This is a genomic window from Occultella kanbiaonis (assembly GCF_009708215.1).
In the GTDB taxonomy this organism is placed as follows: Bacteria; Actinomycetota; Actinomycetes; order Actinomycetales; family Beutenbergiaceae; genus Occultella; species Occultella kanbiaonis.
Genome location: NZ_CP046175.1, coordinates 894,893 through 908,762 on the forward strand (window position 1 = coordinate 894,893; position 13,870 = coordinate 908,762).

The following is a 13,870-nucleotide window of genomic DNA, read 5'->3' on the forward strand; positions in this document are numbered from 1 at the left end:
TACGTCAGCCCCAGTTCGGCTCCTCGCCGATCGGGTAGCCGTGCCGTTCCCAGGTGCGCCACCACGAGGCGGCTCCCGGTGGGAGCGTGGCCGGGTGCTCCTCGAGGAGTTCGCGCAGCCGGAGCTTGAGCTCGACCAGTTCGGACATCGGCGGCCGGGTCAGGGCCGGATCGCGGGCCGGGTTGAACATCTCGTCCTCGGTGGTCCAGATGAGGCGGCGCAGATTGATCACGTTACGGGTGTGCTCGTGCGCCTCGGCGGAGGCGTCCGAGTAGATGTCGCGGGCGCGCAGATACCCGTAGTCCATCGCGATCGAGACCAGGCCGGGCTCCACGGTGAGCAGGTCATGGATGTCCAGCTCGGGCTGGATGACCATGGCCCCGGCGGACTGCGCGCGTCGGATCTCGTCGAGCTGGATCTCGTCGGTCATGATGCCGAAGCCGCTGCGCATCACGATCTCCAGCATGTCCTTGTCCGCGTAACCACCGTCCCACGGCAGCCCCGCGGGTGAGGCGACCACCGCGAAACAGCGGGTCACGCCCAACGCGGACACCGCGATCTCGACGGGCAAGGACTCCCGGGCTCCGCCGTCGACGTAGTGCTGGTCGTTCAGCCGGACCGGCGCGAAGACGGCCGGGATCGCACAGGAGGCCCGGATCGCCTCGATGAGGTCGACCGGGTCCTCCTCGGGCAGCAGCGCGTCGGTGCGGTCCCGTAGCCGTCCGAACTCGTCGACGTAGCGCAGCTCGCCCGACTCCAGCGCCACCACCGCGGCTCGGAACCGAATCCCGGAGGCGGCCAGCTGGGTGGCGTCGAACAGCCGTGGGTCGGAGACCCGGTCGACCAGGGGACCCGGGCGGAAGGCGGCGCGCTCGGTCTGCGCCCCGGTCAGGATCGTCTGCACGTCGGTGCTGGTCCGGCCGGCCTCCCAGATCGTCGCGAGCGTGTCCAGGACGTTGCCCGAGGACCACAGCGGCGTGTGCTCGGGTGGTGTCTGGTCATGGTCGGCCGTCACCAGCGCGGCTTCGGCCGGTGCGTGCCTCGTCGCCTCCTCGTGGTGTTCGGACTGCCGTGCGGTCAGTCGCTCGACGGCCTTGATCGGGCCCTGCAGCACGGACGCGAGGTTGGTGGTCAGGGCGGTCCGGTTGCTCGGCCGGTGCCGCAGGGCCATCACCTTGCGCCATGTCGGCATGTGCTCGCGGAGCTTGGTGAACCAGGGCAGCTCCTCGAACAGGTCCGAGCTGCTGCGCATCCCGAGCCAGAGCCGGCGCAGATCCGCGACCGCCTCCCGCTGCCCGGCCTGGTCGGGGTACTGCGCGATCACGGCCGTGAGGATGGACCCGGCCGACGTGCCGGTCATGACCTGCGGGGCGAACCCGTCCTGCTCGTAGAGGTAGGTCAGGGCGCCGATCTGGAAGCTCGAGCGCGCGCCGCCGCCGGAGACGACGAGACCGATGACGTCCTCGGGCTGCGGCGCCGGTTCGGCGGGCTCGGCTTCGGGACCGGGGGCGGCGGTCCGCCCGTCCGGCACGGGTTCGCCCCCGAGCAGACGAATGAGCCGATGCCGCAGACTCGTGGTCAGGTCCGGTGCACCGGTCATGACTCAAGGGTAGGAGAGGATGCCGGGTCCGTGTCGAGCCAGTCGGGCGTGGCGGTGATCGGGGTGGCGTGCTTCTCCCACGTGCGCCACCAGTCGAGGGCGCCGGGTGGCAGCCGCTCCGGTGGGAACTCCGCGACCAGTTCGTGGAGGCGGCGCTTCAGTTCGCCGAGCGCCGGTTCGATCCGTCCGGGCTCGGCGGAACGCGGGTCGACGGCGGCGCCGACGTTCAAAGTCGGCGCACCTGGGGCGGTGGCCGGTCCGAGCGTTGCGAACATGTCGTCCTCGACGCTCCAGATGAGGCGGCGGAGGTTGATGAGGTCCCGGGTGCGGGCGTGCTCGGCCTCGGTGGCGTCAGCGCAGACGTCAGCTGCCCGCAGGTAGCCGTAGTCCATCGCGATCGCGATCAGGCCCGGCTCGATGGTGATGATGTCGTGGATGTCCAGCTCGGGGTCGATCACCGTGGCGCCGAGGGCGCGGGCTCGCTCGACCTCGTTGGCCTGGATCTCGTCAGGCATGATCTCCGCGGCTGCGCGCATCACGATCTCGAGCAGTGCCTGTCCGCTGAAGTCATCGGCCACGGGGAGCCCGACGGGGTTCGCGGTCACGACGTAGCACCGCTCCACGCCGAGGCTGGAGTAGGCGATGTCGACCGGCACGTTCTCGCGAACACCGCCATCCACGTAGGTGCCGTCGTTCAGCCGGACCGGGGGCAGCCCGGCGGGGATCGCGCAGGAGGCGAGGATCGCCTGATCGAGCGCGACCGGGCTCTCGTCGAGGAGCCGGTCGGCGGCATCGCGAAGGCGTCCGGCGCCGTCGACGTAGCGCAGCTCGCCGGACTCCAGGTGCACGGTGGCGAGCCGCAGCTCGACGCCGGAGGTCGCCGGAAGCGCCGTGTCGAACACGGCTGGGTCCAGCAGCTGGTCGATGATCGGGCCCACCACGAACGCCGACCGCTCCCGCGCCGCGCCCCGGAGGACGACGTTCACGTCCGGCCCGGTCCGGCCGACATCCCAGAGCGCGGAGAGGAGCTCGAGCGGGCTGGACCCGGCGGACGAAGGGTCGTGCTCCGGCGGAACCTGATCGCGTGCCGTCGGCGTCGGGGAGGGCACGGGATTGCCGTCGAGGGCACGGTCCGCATCTGCAGGCAGGCGCTGCCCAGTAGGAACTGGGCTCTGCCCCGCCGCCGTCCCGCCCTCCGCGCCCGATGCCCGGCCCACGCCTGCGCGGTTCTCTCCCGCCGCCGCTCGCGCGCGCTCGGTGAGCCGGTCCACCGCGCGACGTGGGCCGGCGAGAACCGTGCCGAGGCTCTCGACGAGCGAGACCCGGTTGGCCGCCCGGACCTGAATCGCGGCGAGTCTGCGCCAGGTGGGCATGTCCTCGCGAAGCGCTGTGAACCATGGCAGTTCCGCGAACATGTCCGAGCTGGTGGTCATGCCGAGCCAGATCCGACGCAGTTCGGCGACCGTGCGCCGCTGCCCGGCCAGGTCGCCGTGCTGGGACAGGATCCCCGCCAGGACCGACCCGGCGGACGTGCCCGTGATGACCGAGGGCGTGATCCCTTCCACCTCGTAGAGGTAGGACAGCGCCCCGATCTCGAACGACGACCGGGCGCCACCGCCACCGAGGACGAGGCCGACCACCGGTTCGACCTCGGCCGCCGCGGTGCCCGGCCCGGGTCCCGGGGCGGTGGCGGCGTCCGATGGGCCGGTCGCGCTCTCGGGTCCGGTGCCTGCGGCGCTCGAGGGCCGTGGGACGCCTCCGAGCAGCTTGATCACTGCGTGGCGTGCCGATCGCAGCACGTTGGCTGGGGTCCCCATACCCGCACTGTAGGGGTACCGCCGGAGGAAGGCGCTGTGGTTGCCGTACCTCAGACCCGCCTGCGTGCTGCCGCGGTCGGCCAGCGGGCGGTCGCGCCGATGCGTGCCACGCGTCGTCCGGATGCCAGGCTGGGCGCATGACGGTCGCGCCCGCAGTGCTCTTCGACGTCGACGGCACCCTCGTCGACGCGCTCGCCGGCCAACGGCGGATCTGGGCGCAATGGGCAGGCGAGTTCGGGCTCGATCCGGACACCGTCTACGCCGTGGCACAGCGGACCCGCCCGATCGAGACCGCCGCCGAGCTGCTGCCGGGGTCGGATGCACGGTCTGCTGCGGCGAGGTTCGACGAACTGGAGGATGAGGACGCCGCGCACGGCGACGTGCGGCAGATCGAGGGCGCCGCCGCGCTGCTCGAGGCGCTCGCGGGTCGGACCTGGGCGCTCGTGACGTCGAATGCGGAGCGTCGTGTCGTGCGCCGGTTCGAGCGGCTCGGGTTGCCCGTGCCGGCCGTCATCGTGGACAACGCCGCGACCCGCCGGGGCAAGCCTGCACCGGACCCGTACCTCTTCGCTGCGGAACGCCTCGGGGTCGAACCCCGCGACTGCCTCGTGGTCGAGGACTCGCCCTCGGGTGCTGCCGCAGGGATCGCCGCCGCCATGACGGTGTGGTGCGTGAACTGCAGCGAGGCCGTTCCCGGTGCCGCGAGGCACTATCCCTCGCTCGCGGCGGCAGCACGGGACATCGTCGCGTTCGCCTCACGCCCGCCGAGCGTCTGAGGCGCCCGGCTGCTCCAGGCCGATCGCGATGTGTCGCGCCGGACCCGCGGTCCACGGGCGTGATCTCAAGCGGCGCTCGGCGAGCGCACCGAGCGTGCCGCCTGCGGCCCGGAGCCGAACGGGTTGTTGGTCGTACCGCTCGAGGAAAGCACCGGAACGTTCCACCCCGGCCGCGCTGGCCGCGGAGTCTCCGACGCGACCACGATGGGGATCCGGTCGACGCGGCTGCTCCCCAGCTGGCGTCGCGCTGCGACACCCCGAACAGTTCTGCGAGGACCCGATGAGCACTGTCACCCACGGCGGCGACGTCGATGCCCTGATCGCGACCGCGAAGGCCTACGCCGCCGGCGCGGAGCAGCTCCGCACGGTCTGCGTGCGCATCACGGTCGGCCTGTGCCACACGATGATCTGGAACGGCCCGGACGCCCTCGCCGCGCGAACCGCATGGGAACTGGAGTGGTCGCCGGCACTCATGCGGGCGTCGAGCGCGCTGATCGACGCAGGTCTGGAGTTGGTCGAGCACGCCGAGGACCAGCTTCGGACGAGCGGGGCGGGCGTGGCCGGATCGGGTCAGGCAGGAGTGGGCGCGGGTGCCGCGGTAGGGACCGCGGCCGGCGCGGCCGCCGGCGGCGCGGGCGGGCAGGGCCCGAGCCCTTTCGGTGACCTACGAACGAACCTCGAACGATTGCGCTCGTTCGCGATGAGCCTGCCGGAACTGGCCCTGCAGGCGCGAACGTTGCGCGTCTTCGAGGACGTGGCGAACAACCTTGCCACGGCCGAGGTCGCCCGGGAGTTCATCGAGGCCGGTGTCACCAACGCGGAGCGCGTGGGGCTGGCCGGACTGTCCGGCCTCGGCACCGTTCTCGACGCCCACGGACTGGTGACCGGCATCGAGGAAGGCGACGCGACCGCGATCGTCCAGAACGGCACCTCACTCGGTATCACCGCGGCGGCGCCCTGGATCGGCTCGGCGGTGTCCGGTGGGGTCGGGGCGGCATGGGGCGTCGGGAGCGTGGCCGGTGGCCTGATCTATGACGGGATCCAGGGCACCCGCTACAACGAGATCCTCACGGACATGACGGACGAGGCGTTCAAGGAGAACGGCGTCCTCGGCATTGCGCAGGTGCCAGGACTGCTCGCGTTCGCGGCCTGGGAGGCGCTGACCGAGGACGACCCTGGTGAGTAGCCACCGACCGGGGCCAACGTTGGTGAGCAGCCACCGACCGAGACTCCCGCCGACCTGTGACTTGCACCGTCGGGCGATCCTGCCGACCTGCTAGAAGGGTGGAGGTTCATCAGGGTCGACGGGTCTGGGGTCGGGGGTGCGGTAGCGCGCCTTCCCGTTGCTGCCGGGGTGGTGGATGTCGCGGCTGAGTTTGGTGATGGTGCCGTTGGGGTCGCGCTGGTAGGTGTGGCCGGTGGGGGTGTGCCAGGTGATCGTGCCGTCCGGGGCGCGCTCGTAGGAGAACTCGCCGTGGGTGACCAGGACGTGGTCGCGGCGGCACATCGGGTCGAGATTGTCGTCGCTGGTGGGTCCGATGGGGTAGGGGACGCGGTGGTTGAGCTCGGTCTGCCGCGCGGACGCGCTGCAGCCGGGGGCGATGCAGTCGGGCTCGTTCGCCTTGACCCGGTCGATCATGTTCTGGGGTGGCTCGTAGCGGGTGGTGCCGTAGTCGACGATCTTGTTGGTGAGGGGGTCGGTGACCAGGCGGGTCCAGGTGCCGCCGGCGGCGATCGCTGCTGCGACGTCGGCCGGGATCGGGCCCAGGCCCTCGACGTTGCCGGGTTCGTCGCCGCCGAGCAGGGTCGACAGCGGCACGTGGACGACGATCTGGGCGCGGTGGCCGCCGAGGATCCCGATCGGCCAGGTCCGCGGTGCGCCCCGGCCTGCGGGCGTGGCCAGGTTCGGATCACCCACCCCGGACGCGGAGCTACTTCCGGACAAGGGGCTACTACCAGTGCCGGGGCCGGCCGCGGTACCGATGCCGAACGCGGCGCCGGGCGCGGCCGGTGGCGCGGCACCGCCGGTGACGGCGGCGACCGGTGCCTTCGCGCCGGCCGTGACGGCATTCGCCCCGCTGGCCTGCTCGGCTGCGGTGTCTGTGGCGGTGGGCTGCTCGGCTGCCGGGATGGTGCCTGTCCCGGTGGCCTGTTCGGCAGCTGTGGCGGTGGGCTGTACGGCAGCTGTCCCGGTGGGCTGTTCGGCGACTGTGTCGGCAGCTGTCCCGGTGGGCTGTTCGGCGACCGTGGTCGGGGCCGTCGTATCGCTCGCGCCAGTCACGGCGATGGTGGTGGCGGGGTCGGTGGTCGGTCCGGCCGCGGGTTGGGGGTGGGGGCCGATCTGTCCGGTGGCGAGGTGGTGGGCGATGAGGTCGGCGAGGATGTCCGGGCGCAGTTGTTCCAGGGTGCGGGGGTCGCCTGCGGCTCTAGCCGTCGCGGCCGCGGCGTCCAGGGTGAGATCGAAGGTGAGGGCGTCGACGGCCGGCCAGTACAGGGTCTGGGTGGCCATGCCGTCGGCGACCATCCGGGCCCGGGAGACGTACCGCTTCTCGGAAGCGACCCGGGCGCGTTGGGTGAAGTTGGCCGGGTCTGCCTGCGCGACGGCGGTGGCGATCTCACGCTCGAGGCGGTACCGGGTCCACCCTGGTGCCTTGGGCAGGATCTCGGCCTGGACCGCCAGGGCGGGTTCGGCGTCGAGCACCGAGACGGCGGTCGCGATCAGGTCCGCTTTGGCGGCGTCGATGAGCCCGGCGGCGAGGGCGTCACCGGTCGGCGCGGCGATCGTGTCCTGCAGTTTGCCGACGCTGATGAGCCGGTTCGCCTCGCGCTTGGAGCACCCGAGCCGGGGCGCGATCTCCTCGGCGGCGATGCTGGAGCGGAAGTTCGTCCTGCGGTCCAGCACGGCGGGCTTGTCCATGCTCATCGGGACCCGACCGGCGAGCTCGGCGGACGTGGCCCGGACCCCGGCCGCGCACGCGGACTCCAGTTGCCGCCACAGCGCGATGAGTTCGACGAGGTCGTACTCATCGATCCCGGACAGGTCCCGATCGGAACCCAGCGCGCGTTCGAGCTCGGCCAGGGTGAAGGAGTCCACCCGCGGCCGCTCGGCCAGGGCCTCGAAGTCGACCGGGGGAATCTCATCGCAGGTGCCACCGGACCCTGAGCGGCCGGGATCGTCGAAGGGGAACTCCTCGACCCGGTCGAACAGGGCGTAGGACGCTTCCAACCAGGCCGGGTCCGTGGCCAGCACGGCCACGTCCCAGGGCGGGGTCCCGATCCGGTCCCCGAACTCGCCACCACTCGCATCGTACATGTGTTCTATCGTAGGTCCATGCTCGAGAATCCGCAAGATATCAACGAAAATGTGGATACCGGGGCATCGGCACTCGCCCTGTGGACGGGGGTTCTCATCGGTGGATCAGGCGGAGGGTGCGGTCGCCGTCGTCGAGTCGATCAGACCGGTCGCCAACTCGGTCAGCGGGTTCGGCCGCAGGGAGTAGTACGCCCAGCGGCCACGTTGCTCGCGTGCCAGCAGTCCGGCGCTGACCAGGATCTTCAAATGGTGACTCACGGTCGGCTGGGACAGGCCCACCGGCTCGGTGAGGTCGCACACGCAGGCCTCGCCATCGGACTGTGCGGCGATGATCGCAAGGAGCTGGACGCGGGCCGGGTCGGCAAGCGCCTTGAATCCCTGCGCGATGTCCCGAGCGGTCGCCGGGTCGAGGGTGGCGTCACCGGCGGGAGGTGCGCAGCAATCGGCGCCAGTGAGCGCTGTCCCGGCTGTGGTCGACATGGGCCCATTCTGGCACGGATTGACAATCTTCGATATGTCACCCAATCTTGCCATATTGACGTTTCTCGATGGGAGCTTGGTCATGGGCAGCACAGTTGACGTTCGGCGGGACGAGTTGCCGATCGTGGTGATCGGAGCCGGGCCGGTGGGTCTCGCCGCTGCGGCGCACCTGCTGGAACGCGGTCTGGAACCGCTCATCCTCGAGTCCGGCGACGGTCCCGGGTCCGCCGTCGCCTCCTGGGGCCAGGTGCGGCTGTTCTCGCCCTGGCGGTACGACGTCGACGGCGCGGCGCGGCGGCTCCTGGAACCCACGGGCTGGCTGATGCCGGACGCCGAGGGGCTGCCCACCGGCGCCGACCTGGTCACGCGCTATCTGACCCCGCTGGCCGACACCGATGCGATCGCATCCCGGCTGCGGACCCGAACCCGAGTGGTCGCAGTCAGCAGGGACGGCGCCGACAAGACCCAGAGTCTCGGGCGGGACCGCCGGGGCTACCGGGTGCGGGCCGTCGTCGGTGAGCGTCGCGAGAGTGTGGACATCCTCGCCCGCGCCATCATCGACGCCTCGGGCACGTTCGGTCGGCCCAACCCGCTGGGCCGGGGTGGTCTGCCCGCCATGGGCGAGGATCGGGCCGGCGAGTATCTGACCGGGCCGCTCCCGGACGTCCTCGGCGCGCAGCGGCTCCGGTTCGCGGGCCGCCACACTCTCGTCGTCGGCATGGGGCACTCCGCCGCGAACAGCCTGTTGAGCCTGGTCGAACTGGCCGAGTCCGAGCCGGGCACCACGATCACGTGGGCGATCCGGGGCGGCTCGGCCCGTCGCCTGTTCGGCGGCGGGACGGACGACGAGCTGCCTGCGCGCGGCCTCCTCGGGACCAAGCTCCGCGACGCCGTCGACGCCGGAAGGCTGCAGTTGCTCACCAGGGTGCGCATCGAGGAGCTCCGTCCGAGCGGTGACACGGTCAAGGTCCTCGGCCTGACCAAGGACGACCGCCTCGACCTCGACACGCATGCGATCGTCAACGCGACCGGCTTCCGCCCCGACCTGGACATGCTGCGCGAGGTTCGCCTCGACCTCGATCCCGTCGTGGAGGCGCCGACGGCATTGGCGCCCCTGATCGACCCGAACCAGCACTCCTGTGGCACCGTTCCTCCGCACGGGGAGCGCGTCCTGGCGCATCCCGACGACGGGTTCTACCTGGCCGGTATGAAGTCCTACGGCCGCGCGCCCACCTTCCTGTTGGCGACCGGGTACGAGCAGGTCCGCTCGATCGCCGCCGCACTGTCGGGGAACCGGGTCGACGCGGACACGCTCCAGCTGAGCCTGCCCGCGACCGGGGTCTGCTCCACGGACCTGCCGGGAGACTCCGACGGCGGGTCCGGCTCGTGCTGCGGTGCGTCGCCCGACGAGCCCCAACTCGTCACGCTGGGAGTAGGCGCGGCTGCGGGTGTCGGGTTCGCCACCGGCGTGGTGCACGGTCGCTCGGGCGATACGCCGAGGGACTGAAACCGGGTCGGTCGGGGACCGCGTCCCGGCCCAGCACCCACCCGGCGTACTCGAGCGCCCGGCGAGCGCCATCCCTTAGGCTGACGGCGAGACGGGGGTGGGGCGCGAATGCTACGGGTGACGCTGCGCGGGTCGGGCGTGCCGACCGTGGTGCTCGGGACCGGCGACACCCTGCTCGTGGGCCGGTCGCCGGACAGTGCGCTGCCCGAGGTCGACGCGGACACCCAGCTGCATCTCACTGCCCTCGCCCTACCCCGCGTCGCACCGCACGTGTCCCGCGTGGTCGGTGAGGTCCAGGTCGGCGAGGAGGTCGTCCGGCTCCGCTGGCGCGGCAGCACCGGCGCCCAGCTCTCCTCCCTGTTCGACGCCCCCGGCGGTGCGCGCCGGGTCGCGCTCTCGGAGGGCATGGCCGCGCTGCTCGACGAGGGCGAGAACCACCTGCTCGTCCTGCGCGGCCGGCAGACGGCCACGGGGACCTTCACCGACCTCGTCCTCGTCGTGGACGTCGAGGAGGTCCGAGACGAGCCGGCGCCGGTCGCGCTGGTCGCCGAGGGCGACCCCGACGGCGCCGCCACCGCCGACGCGCCGCACCTGGAGCGCTGGTCGCGCGAGTGGTACGTGGCACTCGCCCTCGCCGAGCCCTGGTTGACCGGCGCGGACGACTACCCACGGCCGCCGTCGAACCGGGAGATCTACGAGCGCATCCTGCACTGGCGCGGCCACGCCTGGAACCTCGAACGCGCGCAGCGCGTGGACGACGCGATCCGCTCCGTGGCCCGCCTCGCGTTCGGCCCGGACGACGACCCGTTCACCGTGACGGAAGGCCGCGTGCAGAACGTGAGGTTCGCCGTCGGGCGTCGTGCCGCGGAGGTACGACTGGTGACGACGGCGGACCTCGAGGCCGTCCACGAGGCCCGTTCGCGCGGTGCCGGCCTCAATCCTGGGGCTCCGACCGCGCCGTAGCGGCGGAACCTTCCACCCCCTGTTCGCTGGCTTCTCCGGCGACGGCGCTCCTAGCGTCGAAGGCAGGTCGACAAGGCGTCGACGAAGCCCTCAGGAGGACACCATGACGTACGACCGCTCGCAGTTCTACGGCATCGACACCGAGTACTCCCGGGACGCCTCCCGGAACATGGACACCGGCGCCCAGGACCTCAAGTCCATGGTTGGCAACGTCTCCGCCATGCTCGAGTCCGTGCTCTGGATCGGGCCTGCCGCCAGCAAGTTCAAGCAGGACTGGGACGGCTCCCTGCGCCCCGAGCTCGAGGCCGCCACGGACTCCCTCAGCGAGAACGCGGCCGAGTTGCGCCGCCGCGCCGACCTCCAGGACGAGGTCTCCAGCTGAGGTCGCCGGCCGCCGCCGGGGCGGAAGTTTCCACCCCCACGGCGCTGGCCCCGGCAGCGATCGACTGCCTAGCGTCATCGACCAGCGGCACCGGCCACCAGCACCACCGGGCCGGGCACTACCCCGCAGTTCCGACAGACCGGACCGACTTCCAGAAGCAGAAAGGAGACTGGCGATGACCGGGTTCCAAGGCGCCGACGTCAGCGCGCTCGACGAGATGGCCCAGAAGGCCCAGGAGGGTGCCGACTACGCGAAGATGATCGCGAAGGCGCTGAAGCTCGTGGTCAAGGCGCTCCGGGCGATGAGCTGGACCGGCTGGGCCGCCGCGTTCGCCAACTACCTCGAGTTCACCGTGATCCCGTGGATCGAGACCACCGGTGAGGCGCTCGAGCGGTTCGCCAACATCCTCAAGGCCGCCTCGGCCCTGCAGAAGGCCGTCAGCGGCGACTCGCCGTCGGTCTCCATTCCGGCGAGCGCCTACACCAGCCCGAACATGCCGGCCACGACGGCGGTCAACCCGCCGATGCTGTCCGCGCCGCTGCCGGCCATCTCGAACGGGCAGATGCCCACGGGTGCCGTCGGTGACGGGGCCGTGGTGATCACGCCGACCGGAGTCGGCTCCCGGTCCAGCTCGCTCGGCAACACCGGCTCGAGCGGCGGTGGCGCCACGATCATCACCCCGGACGGGCTGACCATCCGCTGGGACGGCACGGGCACCCTCGGCCTGTCCACGGGCGGCTCGGCGGCCAGCTCCACGAGCCTGCCCGCCGTGATCTCCGGCCAGGGCGCGGCCTCGGCCGCCGTCGGCGGGGGAGCCGCGGCGCTCGCCCCGATGGCCGCCGCGGCACTCGCCTCGGGCGGCTCAGGATCCGGCCCGACGGCGTCCGGCGGCTCCGGTTCGTCGGGCTCGCTCGGCGCGGGGTCGCTCGGGTCGGCGTCACTGGGGTCCACGGGTGCGTCCGGCGGCTCCGGTGGTGGGTCTGGCTCGGGCACCGGCGGCGGTGGCGGTGGGCTCGGCTCGGGCGGCCTCGGATCGGCCGGCTCCGATGGGTTGGGCCCCGGCTCCGGTGGCGCCGGTCTCGGCGCCGGGTCCCTCGGACGCGGCGGCCCTGGCATCGCGCCGGGAGACCCGGCCACGACATCGGCTCCGGTCACCTTCGGTGCCGCCGGCGGGGCCAGCATCGGCACCGCCACCGGCGGCTCGCCACCGCTGCTCGGCGCGGACACCGTCACCGGCGGCTCCTCGACCAACCCTGCTCTCCTCGCGGCACCCCTCGGGCTCGCCGGACTGGGCACCGCGGCACTGGGTGCTCTGCGCCGGAAGGACGGTGATCAGCCCGATGGCCTCGACGACGAGGACTGATCCCACGACCTGACCGCACGACCAGCAGTCACCAGTTCCGACCAGCACGAACCACCCAACCGCTGAGCGACTCAGCACCTACGAAGGGACACACCATGAGCACCACCGTCTACGGGATGGACATCACCGCCGCACGCGACCTCGTCCGGGTGATGAACTCCGACGCCGACGTGATCAACCAGCTGACGGCGCAGCTGACCCAGCAGCTTGAGGCGACCCCCTGGTACGGCCCGGACGCGCAGCGGTTCACCAGTGACTGGCAGGGCCAGTACGTGCCGGCCCTGCAGAACGTGGTCCAGGCACTCCAAGAGAACGCGACGATCCTGAGCCAGCAGGCCGACGACCAGGAGCGCGCCTCCTCCTGACCCGACCCCCGCCGTCGACCGCGGCGGGCCCAGGCCGACGGCCGGCTCCCTTCCCCCGGGAGCCGGCCGTCGTGGGCGGTGCGCCACTAGCGCTGGACCGTGACAGGTGTCGGATGGTGAGTGGTGCGTTTCAGCCGGCGGCCTTCTCGACGAGAGCGGCGAGTTCCTGCCACGCAGCCTCGGTGGGTTCGGCCAGCGCGAACGACGTGGGCCAGAACCCGCTGGCATCGTCGAGCTCCGCCTGCACGCTGAAGCCGAAGGTCGAATACCGCTCCTTGTCCTGCTGACCGCTGCGGAAGAAGCACAGCACCTTGCCCTTCTTCGCGTAGCCGGGCTGCCCGTAGTACAACTTCGGTGCCAGGCCTGGGGCGACCTCGGTCACGATCGCGTGCACGCGTTCGGCGAGCACTCGGTCGGACTCGGGCATCTGGGCGATCTTCGCCAGCACGTCCGCCTCATCGGCGGCCGCCTTGTCCGTGCCGCTGCCGCGCTTGGCCTGGGTCTTCAACTCCGCGGCCCGCTCCTTGACCGCGGCCCGTTCCTGCTCGGACAGGCCCGCCGCGGCGCTGCCGCTCCGACCCCGTGCGCCACTGTTCGACTTCGCTGCCATCGCTGCTCCTCTGCTCGGTGATGGTCGCTCGACCTGACTCCACGTTAGAGAGGGTGGCGGCGTGGGGCTTCTCGATTCCTGCTCGATGTGGGGTCGGGGTCGAGCGCGGCTCGGGCGTGCGGCTCGGTGAACCCGCACCGGGCCACCACGGCAGCGGGTGGAGGCGGCAGAGGTGCAGGCGCGCACTCAGAGGCGATCCCGAAGCCACTCGACCAGTTCGTCGACGTCGTCCGCGTTGGCAAGCGGGTCCCGCACCTCGGGCTCATCCGCCTGGGGCTGCTCCTCCCGGATGGGCTGATCGAGAGAACCCCGATCGGATGCGACCCAGAGCCCGTAGGAGCTCACCGCGCGGTAGCGCCCTGCCTCCTCGCCGCCCTTGTCGACGAGGAACACCACCACGGTGCCGGCCGGCACCGTGGTGTCGGCGTCCGGCGAACGATCCCCGCTGCCCAGGAACCCCACCGGGACGGACGGTCCCAGGTCGATACCTGCGAGCTTCTCGTCGATCTCGAGCGTCAGGCAGTTGTACTGCACCGGCAACGACAGCGTCTGAAAGCAGAGCGAGTTCCTCGACTGTGCCAGGGGGGACCACCTCAGACGCGCCGTAGATGCGTGCGGTAGGCCAGAATGACTGGCTGTCGGGTCCCCCCAGATGTTTGACACGCCGTAGCGAGCGCCAGAGTGGCTCCAAGTG

Annotated in this window: 13 protein-coding genes; 7 read left to right on the top strand and 6 right to left on the bottom strand. The window is 71.6% G+C overall.

The annotated features are described in order from the left end of the window. Nucleotides 1-4 precede the first annotated feature (4 nt). Nucleotides 5-1,600 (bottom strand): patatin-like phospholipase family protein, encoded by a 1,596-nt coding sequence (locus GKS42_RS03820; protein WP_154792642.1) that lies wholly within the window; start codon nt 1,598-1,600, stop codon nt 5-7. After that, nucleotides 1,597-3,417 carry a patatin-like phospholipase family protein gene (locus GKS42_RS03825; protein WP_154792643.1) on the bottom strand — a complete coding sequence of 607 codons (1,821 nt, stop codon included), beginning with the start codon at nt 3,415-3,417 and terminating at the stop codon, nt 1,597-1,599. The genes GKS42_RS03820 and GKS42_RS03825 overlap by 4 nt, the downstream gene beginning before the upstream one ends. Before the next feature lie 137 nt (nt 3,418-3,554). Between GKS42_RS03825 and GKS42_RS03830 the strand changes: the two genes are divergently transcribed. Together GKS42_RS03830 and GKS42_RS03835 are read left to right on the top strand one after the other, a co-directional pair. Next, nucleotides 3,555-4,193: an HAD-IA family hydrolase gene (locus tag GKS42_RS03830; RefSeq protein WP_154792644.1), complete on the top strand. Its 639-nt coding sequence runs from the start codon at nt 3,555-3,557 to the stop codon at nt 4,191-4,193. 280 nt (nt 4,194-4,473) lie between these two features. Next, nucleotides 4,474-5,379 carry a hypothetical protein gene (locus GKS42_RS03835; protein WP_154792645.1) on the top strand — a complete coding sequence of 302 codons (906 nt, stop codon included), beginning with the start codon at nt 4,474-4,476 and terminating at the stop codon, nt 5,377-5,379. A gap of 90 nt (nt 5,380-5,469) precedes the next feature. On the opposite strand, the gene GKS42_RS03840 is transcribed toward GKS42_RS03835, so the two are convergent. Continuing rightward, nucleotides 5,470-7,506 carry an HNH endonuclease signature motif containing protein gene (locus tag GKS42_RS03840; RefSeq protein WP_154792646.1) on the bottom strand — a complete coding sequence of 679 codons (2,037 nt, stop codon included), beginning with the start codon at nt 7,504-7,506 and terminating at the stop codon, nt 5,470-5,472. 105 nt (nt 7,507-7,611) lie between these two features. After that, nucleotides 7,612-7,986: an ArsR/SmtB family transcription factor gene (locus GKS42_RS03845; protein WP_154792647.1), complete on the bottom strand. Its 375-nt coding sequence runs from the start codon at nt 7,984-7,986 to the stop codon at nt 7,612-7,614. 82 nt (nt 7,987-8,068) lie between these two features. On the opposite strand from GKS42_RS03845, the gene GKS42_RS03850 reads away from it, so the two are divergent. The 5 genes from GKS42_RS03850 (at nt 8,069) to GKS42_RS03870 (ending at nt 12,566) form a co-directional block, all read left to right on the top strand. After that, nucleotides 8,069-9,493 carry an FAD-dependent oxidoreductase gene (locus tag GKS42_RS03850; protein WP_154792648.1) on the top strand — a complete coding sequence of 475 codons (1,425 nt, stop codon included), beginning with the start codon at nt 8,069-8,071 and terminating at the stop codon, nt 9,491-9,493. A 108-nt stretch (nt 9,494-9,601) separates the two neighbouring features. Then, a complete protein-coding gene (locus GKS42_RS03855) occupies nt 9,602-10,456 on the top strand; it encodes a hypothetical protein (protein WP_154792649.1) in 855 nt (284 codons plus the stop codon). 103 nt (nt 10,457-10,559) lie between these two features. Then, entirely contained in the window at nt 10,560-10,838 is a 279-nt protein-coding gene (locus GKS42_RS03860; RefSeq protein WP_154792650.1) for a hypothetical protein, read from the top strand. 175 nt (nt 10,839-11,013) lie between these two features. Beyond that, a complete protein-coding gene (locus GKS42_RS03865; protein ID WP_154792651.1) occupies nt 11,014-12,201 on the top strand; it encodes a hypothetical protein in 1,188 nt (395 codons plus the stop codon). A gap of 95 nt (nt 12,202-12,296) precedes the next feature. Continuing rightward, a complete protein-coding gene (locus GKS42_RS03870; RefSeq protein WP_154792652.1) occupies nt 12,297-12,566 on the top strand; it encodes a hypothetical protein in 270 nt (89 codons plus the stop codon). 130 nt (nt 12,567-12,696) lie between these two features. Here the strand turns inward: GKS42_RS03870 and GKS42_RS03875 are convergent, their stop codons facing one another. Then, nucleotides 12,697-13,176, bottom strand: coding sequence for an iron chaperone (locus tag GKS42_RS03875; RefSeq protein WP_154792653.1), 480 nt, complete (start codon nt 13,174-13,176; stop codon nt 12,697-12,699). Nucleotides 13,177-13,362: 186 nt separating this feature from the next. Beyond that, on the bottom strand, nt 13,363-13,710 hold the full coding sequence (locus GKS42_RS03880; RefSeq protein WP_168217747.1) for a hypothetical protein: 348 nt from the start codon (nt 13,708-13,710) through the stop codon (nt 13,363-13,365). Nucleotides 13,711-13,870 lie beyond the last annotated feature (160 nt).

Excerpts from the sequence above, each read along its gene's own strand:
- GKS42_RS03820 (WP_154792642.1), bottom strand. The coding sequence starts at position 1,600 with ATGACCGGTGCACCGGACCTGACCACGAGTCTGCGGCATCGGCTCATT.
- GKS42_RS03825 (WP_154792643.1), bottom strand. The coding sequence starts at position 3,417 with ATGGGGACCCCAGCCAACGTGCTGCGATCGGCACGCCACGCAGTGATC.
- GKS42_RS03830 (WP_154792644.1), top strand. The coding sequence starts at position 3,555 with ATGACGGTCGCGCCCGCAGTGCTCTTCGACGTCGACGGCACCCTCGTC.
- GKS42_RS03835 (WP_154792645.1), top strand. The coding sequence starts at position 4,474 with ATGAGCACTGTCACCCACGGCGGCGACGTCGATGCCCTGATCGCGACC.
- GKS42_RS03840 (WP_154792646.1), bottom strand. The coding sequence starts at position 7,506 with ATGTACGATGCGAGTGGTGGCGAGTTCGGGGACCGGATCGGGACCCCG.
- GKS42_RS03845 (WP_154792647.1), bottom strand. The coding sequence starts at position 7,986 with ATGTCGACCACAGCCGGGACAGCGCTCACTGGCGCCGATTGCTGCGCA.
- GKS42_RS03850 (WP_154792648.1), top strand. The coding sequence starts at position 8,069 with ATGGGCAGCACAGTTGACGTTCGGCGGGACGAGTTGCCGATCGTGGTG.
- GKS42_RS03855 (WP_154792649.1), top strand. The coding sequence starts at position 9,602 with ATGCTACGGGTGACGCTGCGCGGGTCGGGCGTGCCGACCGTGGTGCTC.
- GKS42_RS03860 (WP_154792650.1), top strand. The coding sequence starts at position 10,560 with ATGACGTACGACCGCTCGCAGTTCTACGGCATCGACACCGAGTACTCC.
- GKS42_RS03865 (WP_154792651.1), top strand. The coding sequence starts at position 11,014 with ATGACCGGGTTCCAAGGCGCCGACGTCAGCGCGCTCGACGAGATGGCC.
- GKS42_RS03870 (WP_154792652.1), top strand. The coding sequence starts at position 12,297 with ATGAGCACCACCGTCTACGGGATGGACATCACCGCCGCACGCGACCTC.
- GKS42_RS03875 (WP_154792653.1), bottom strand. The coding sequence starts at position 13,176 with ATGGCAGCGAAGTCGAACAGTGGCGCACGGGGTCGGAGCGGCAGCGCC.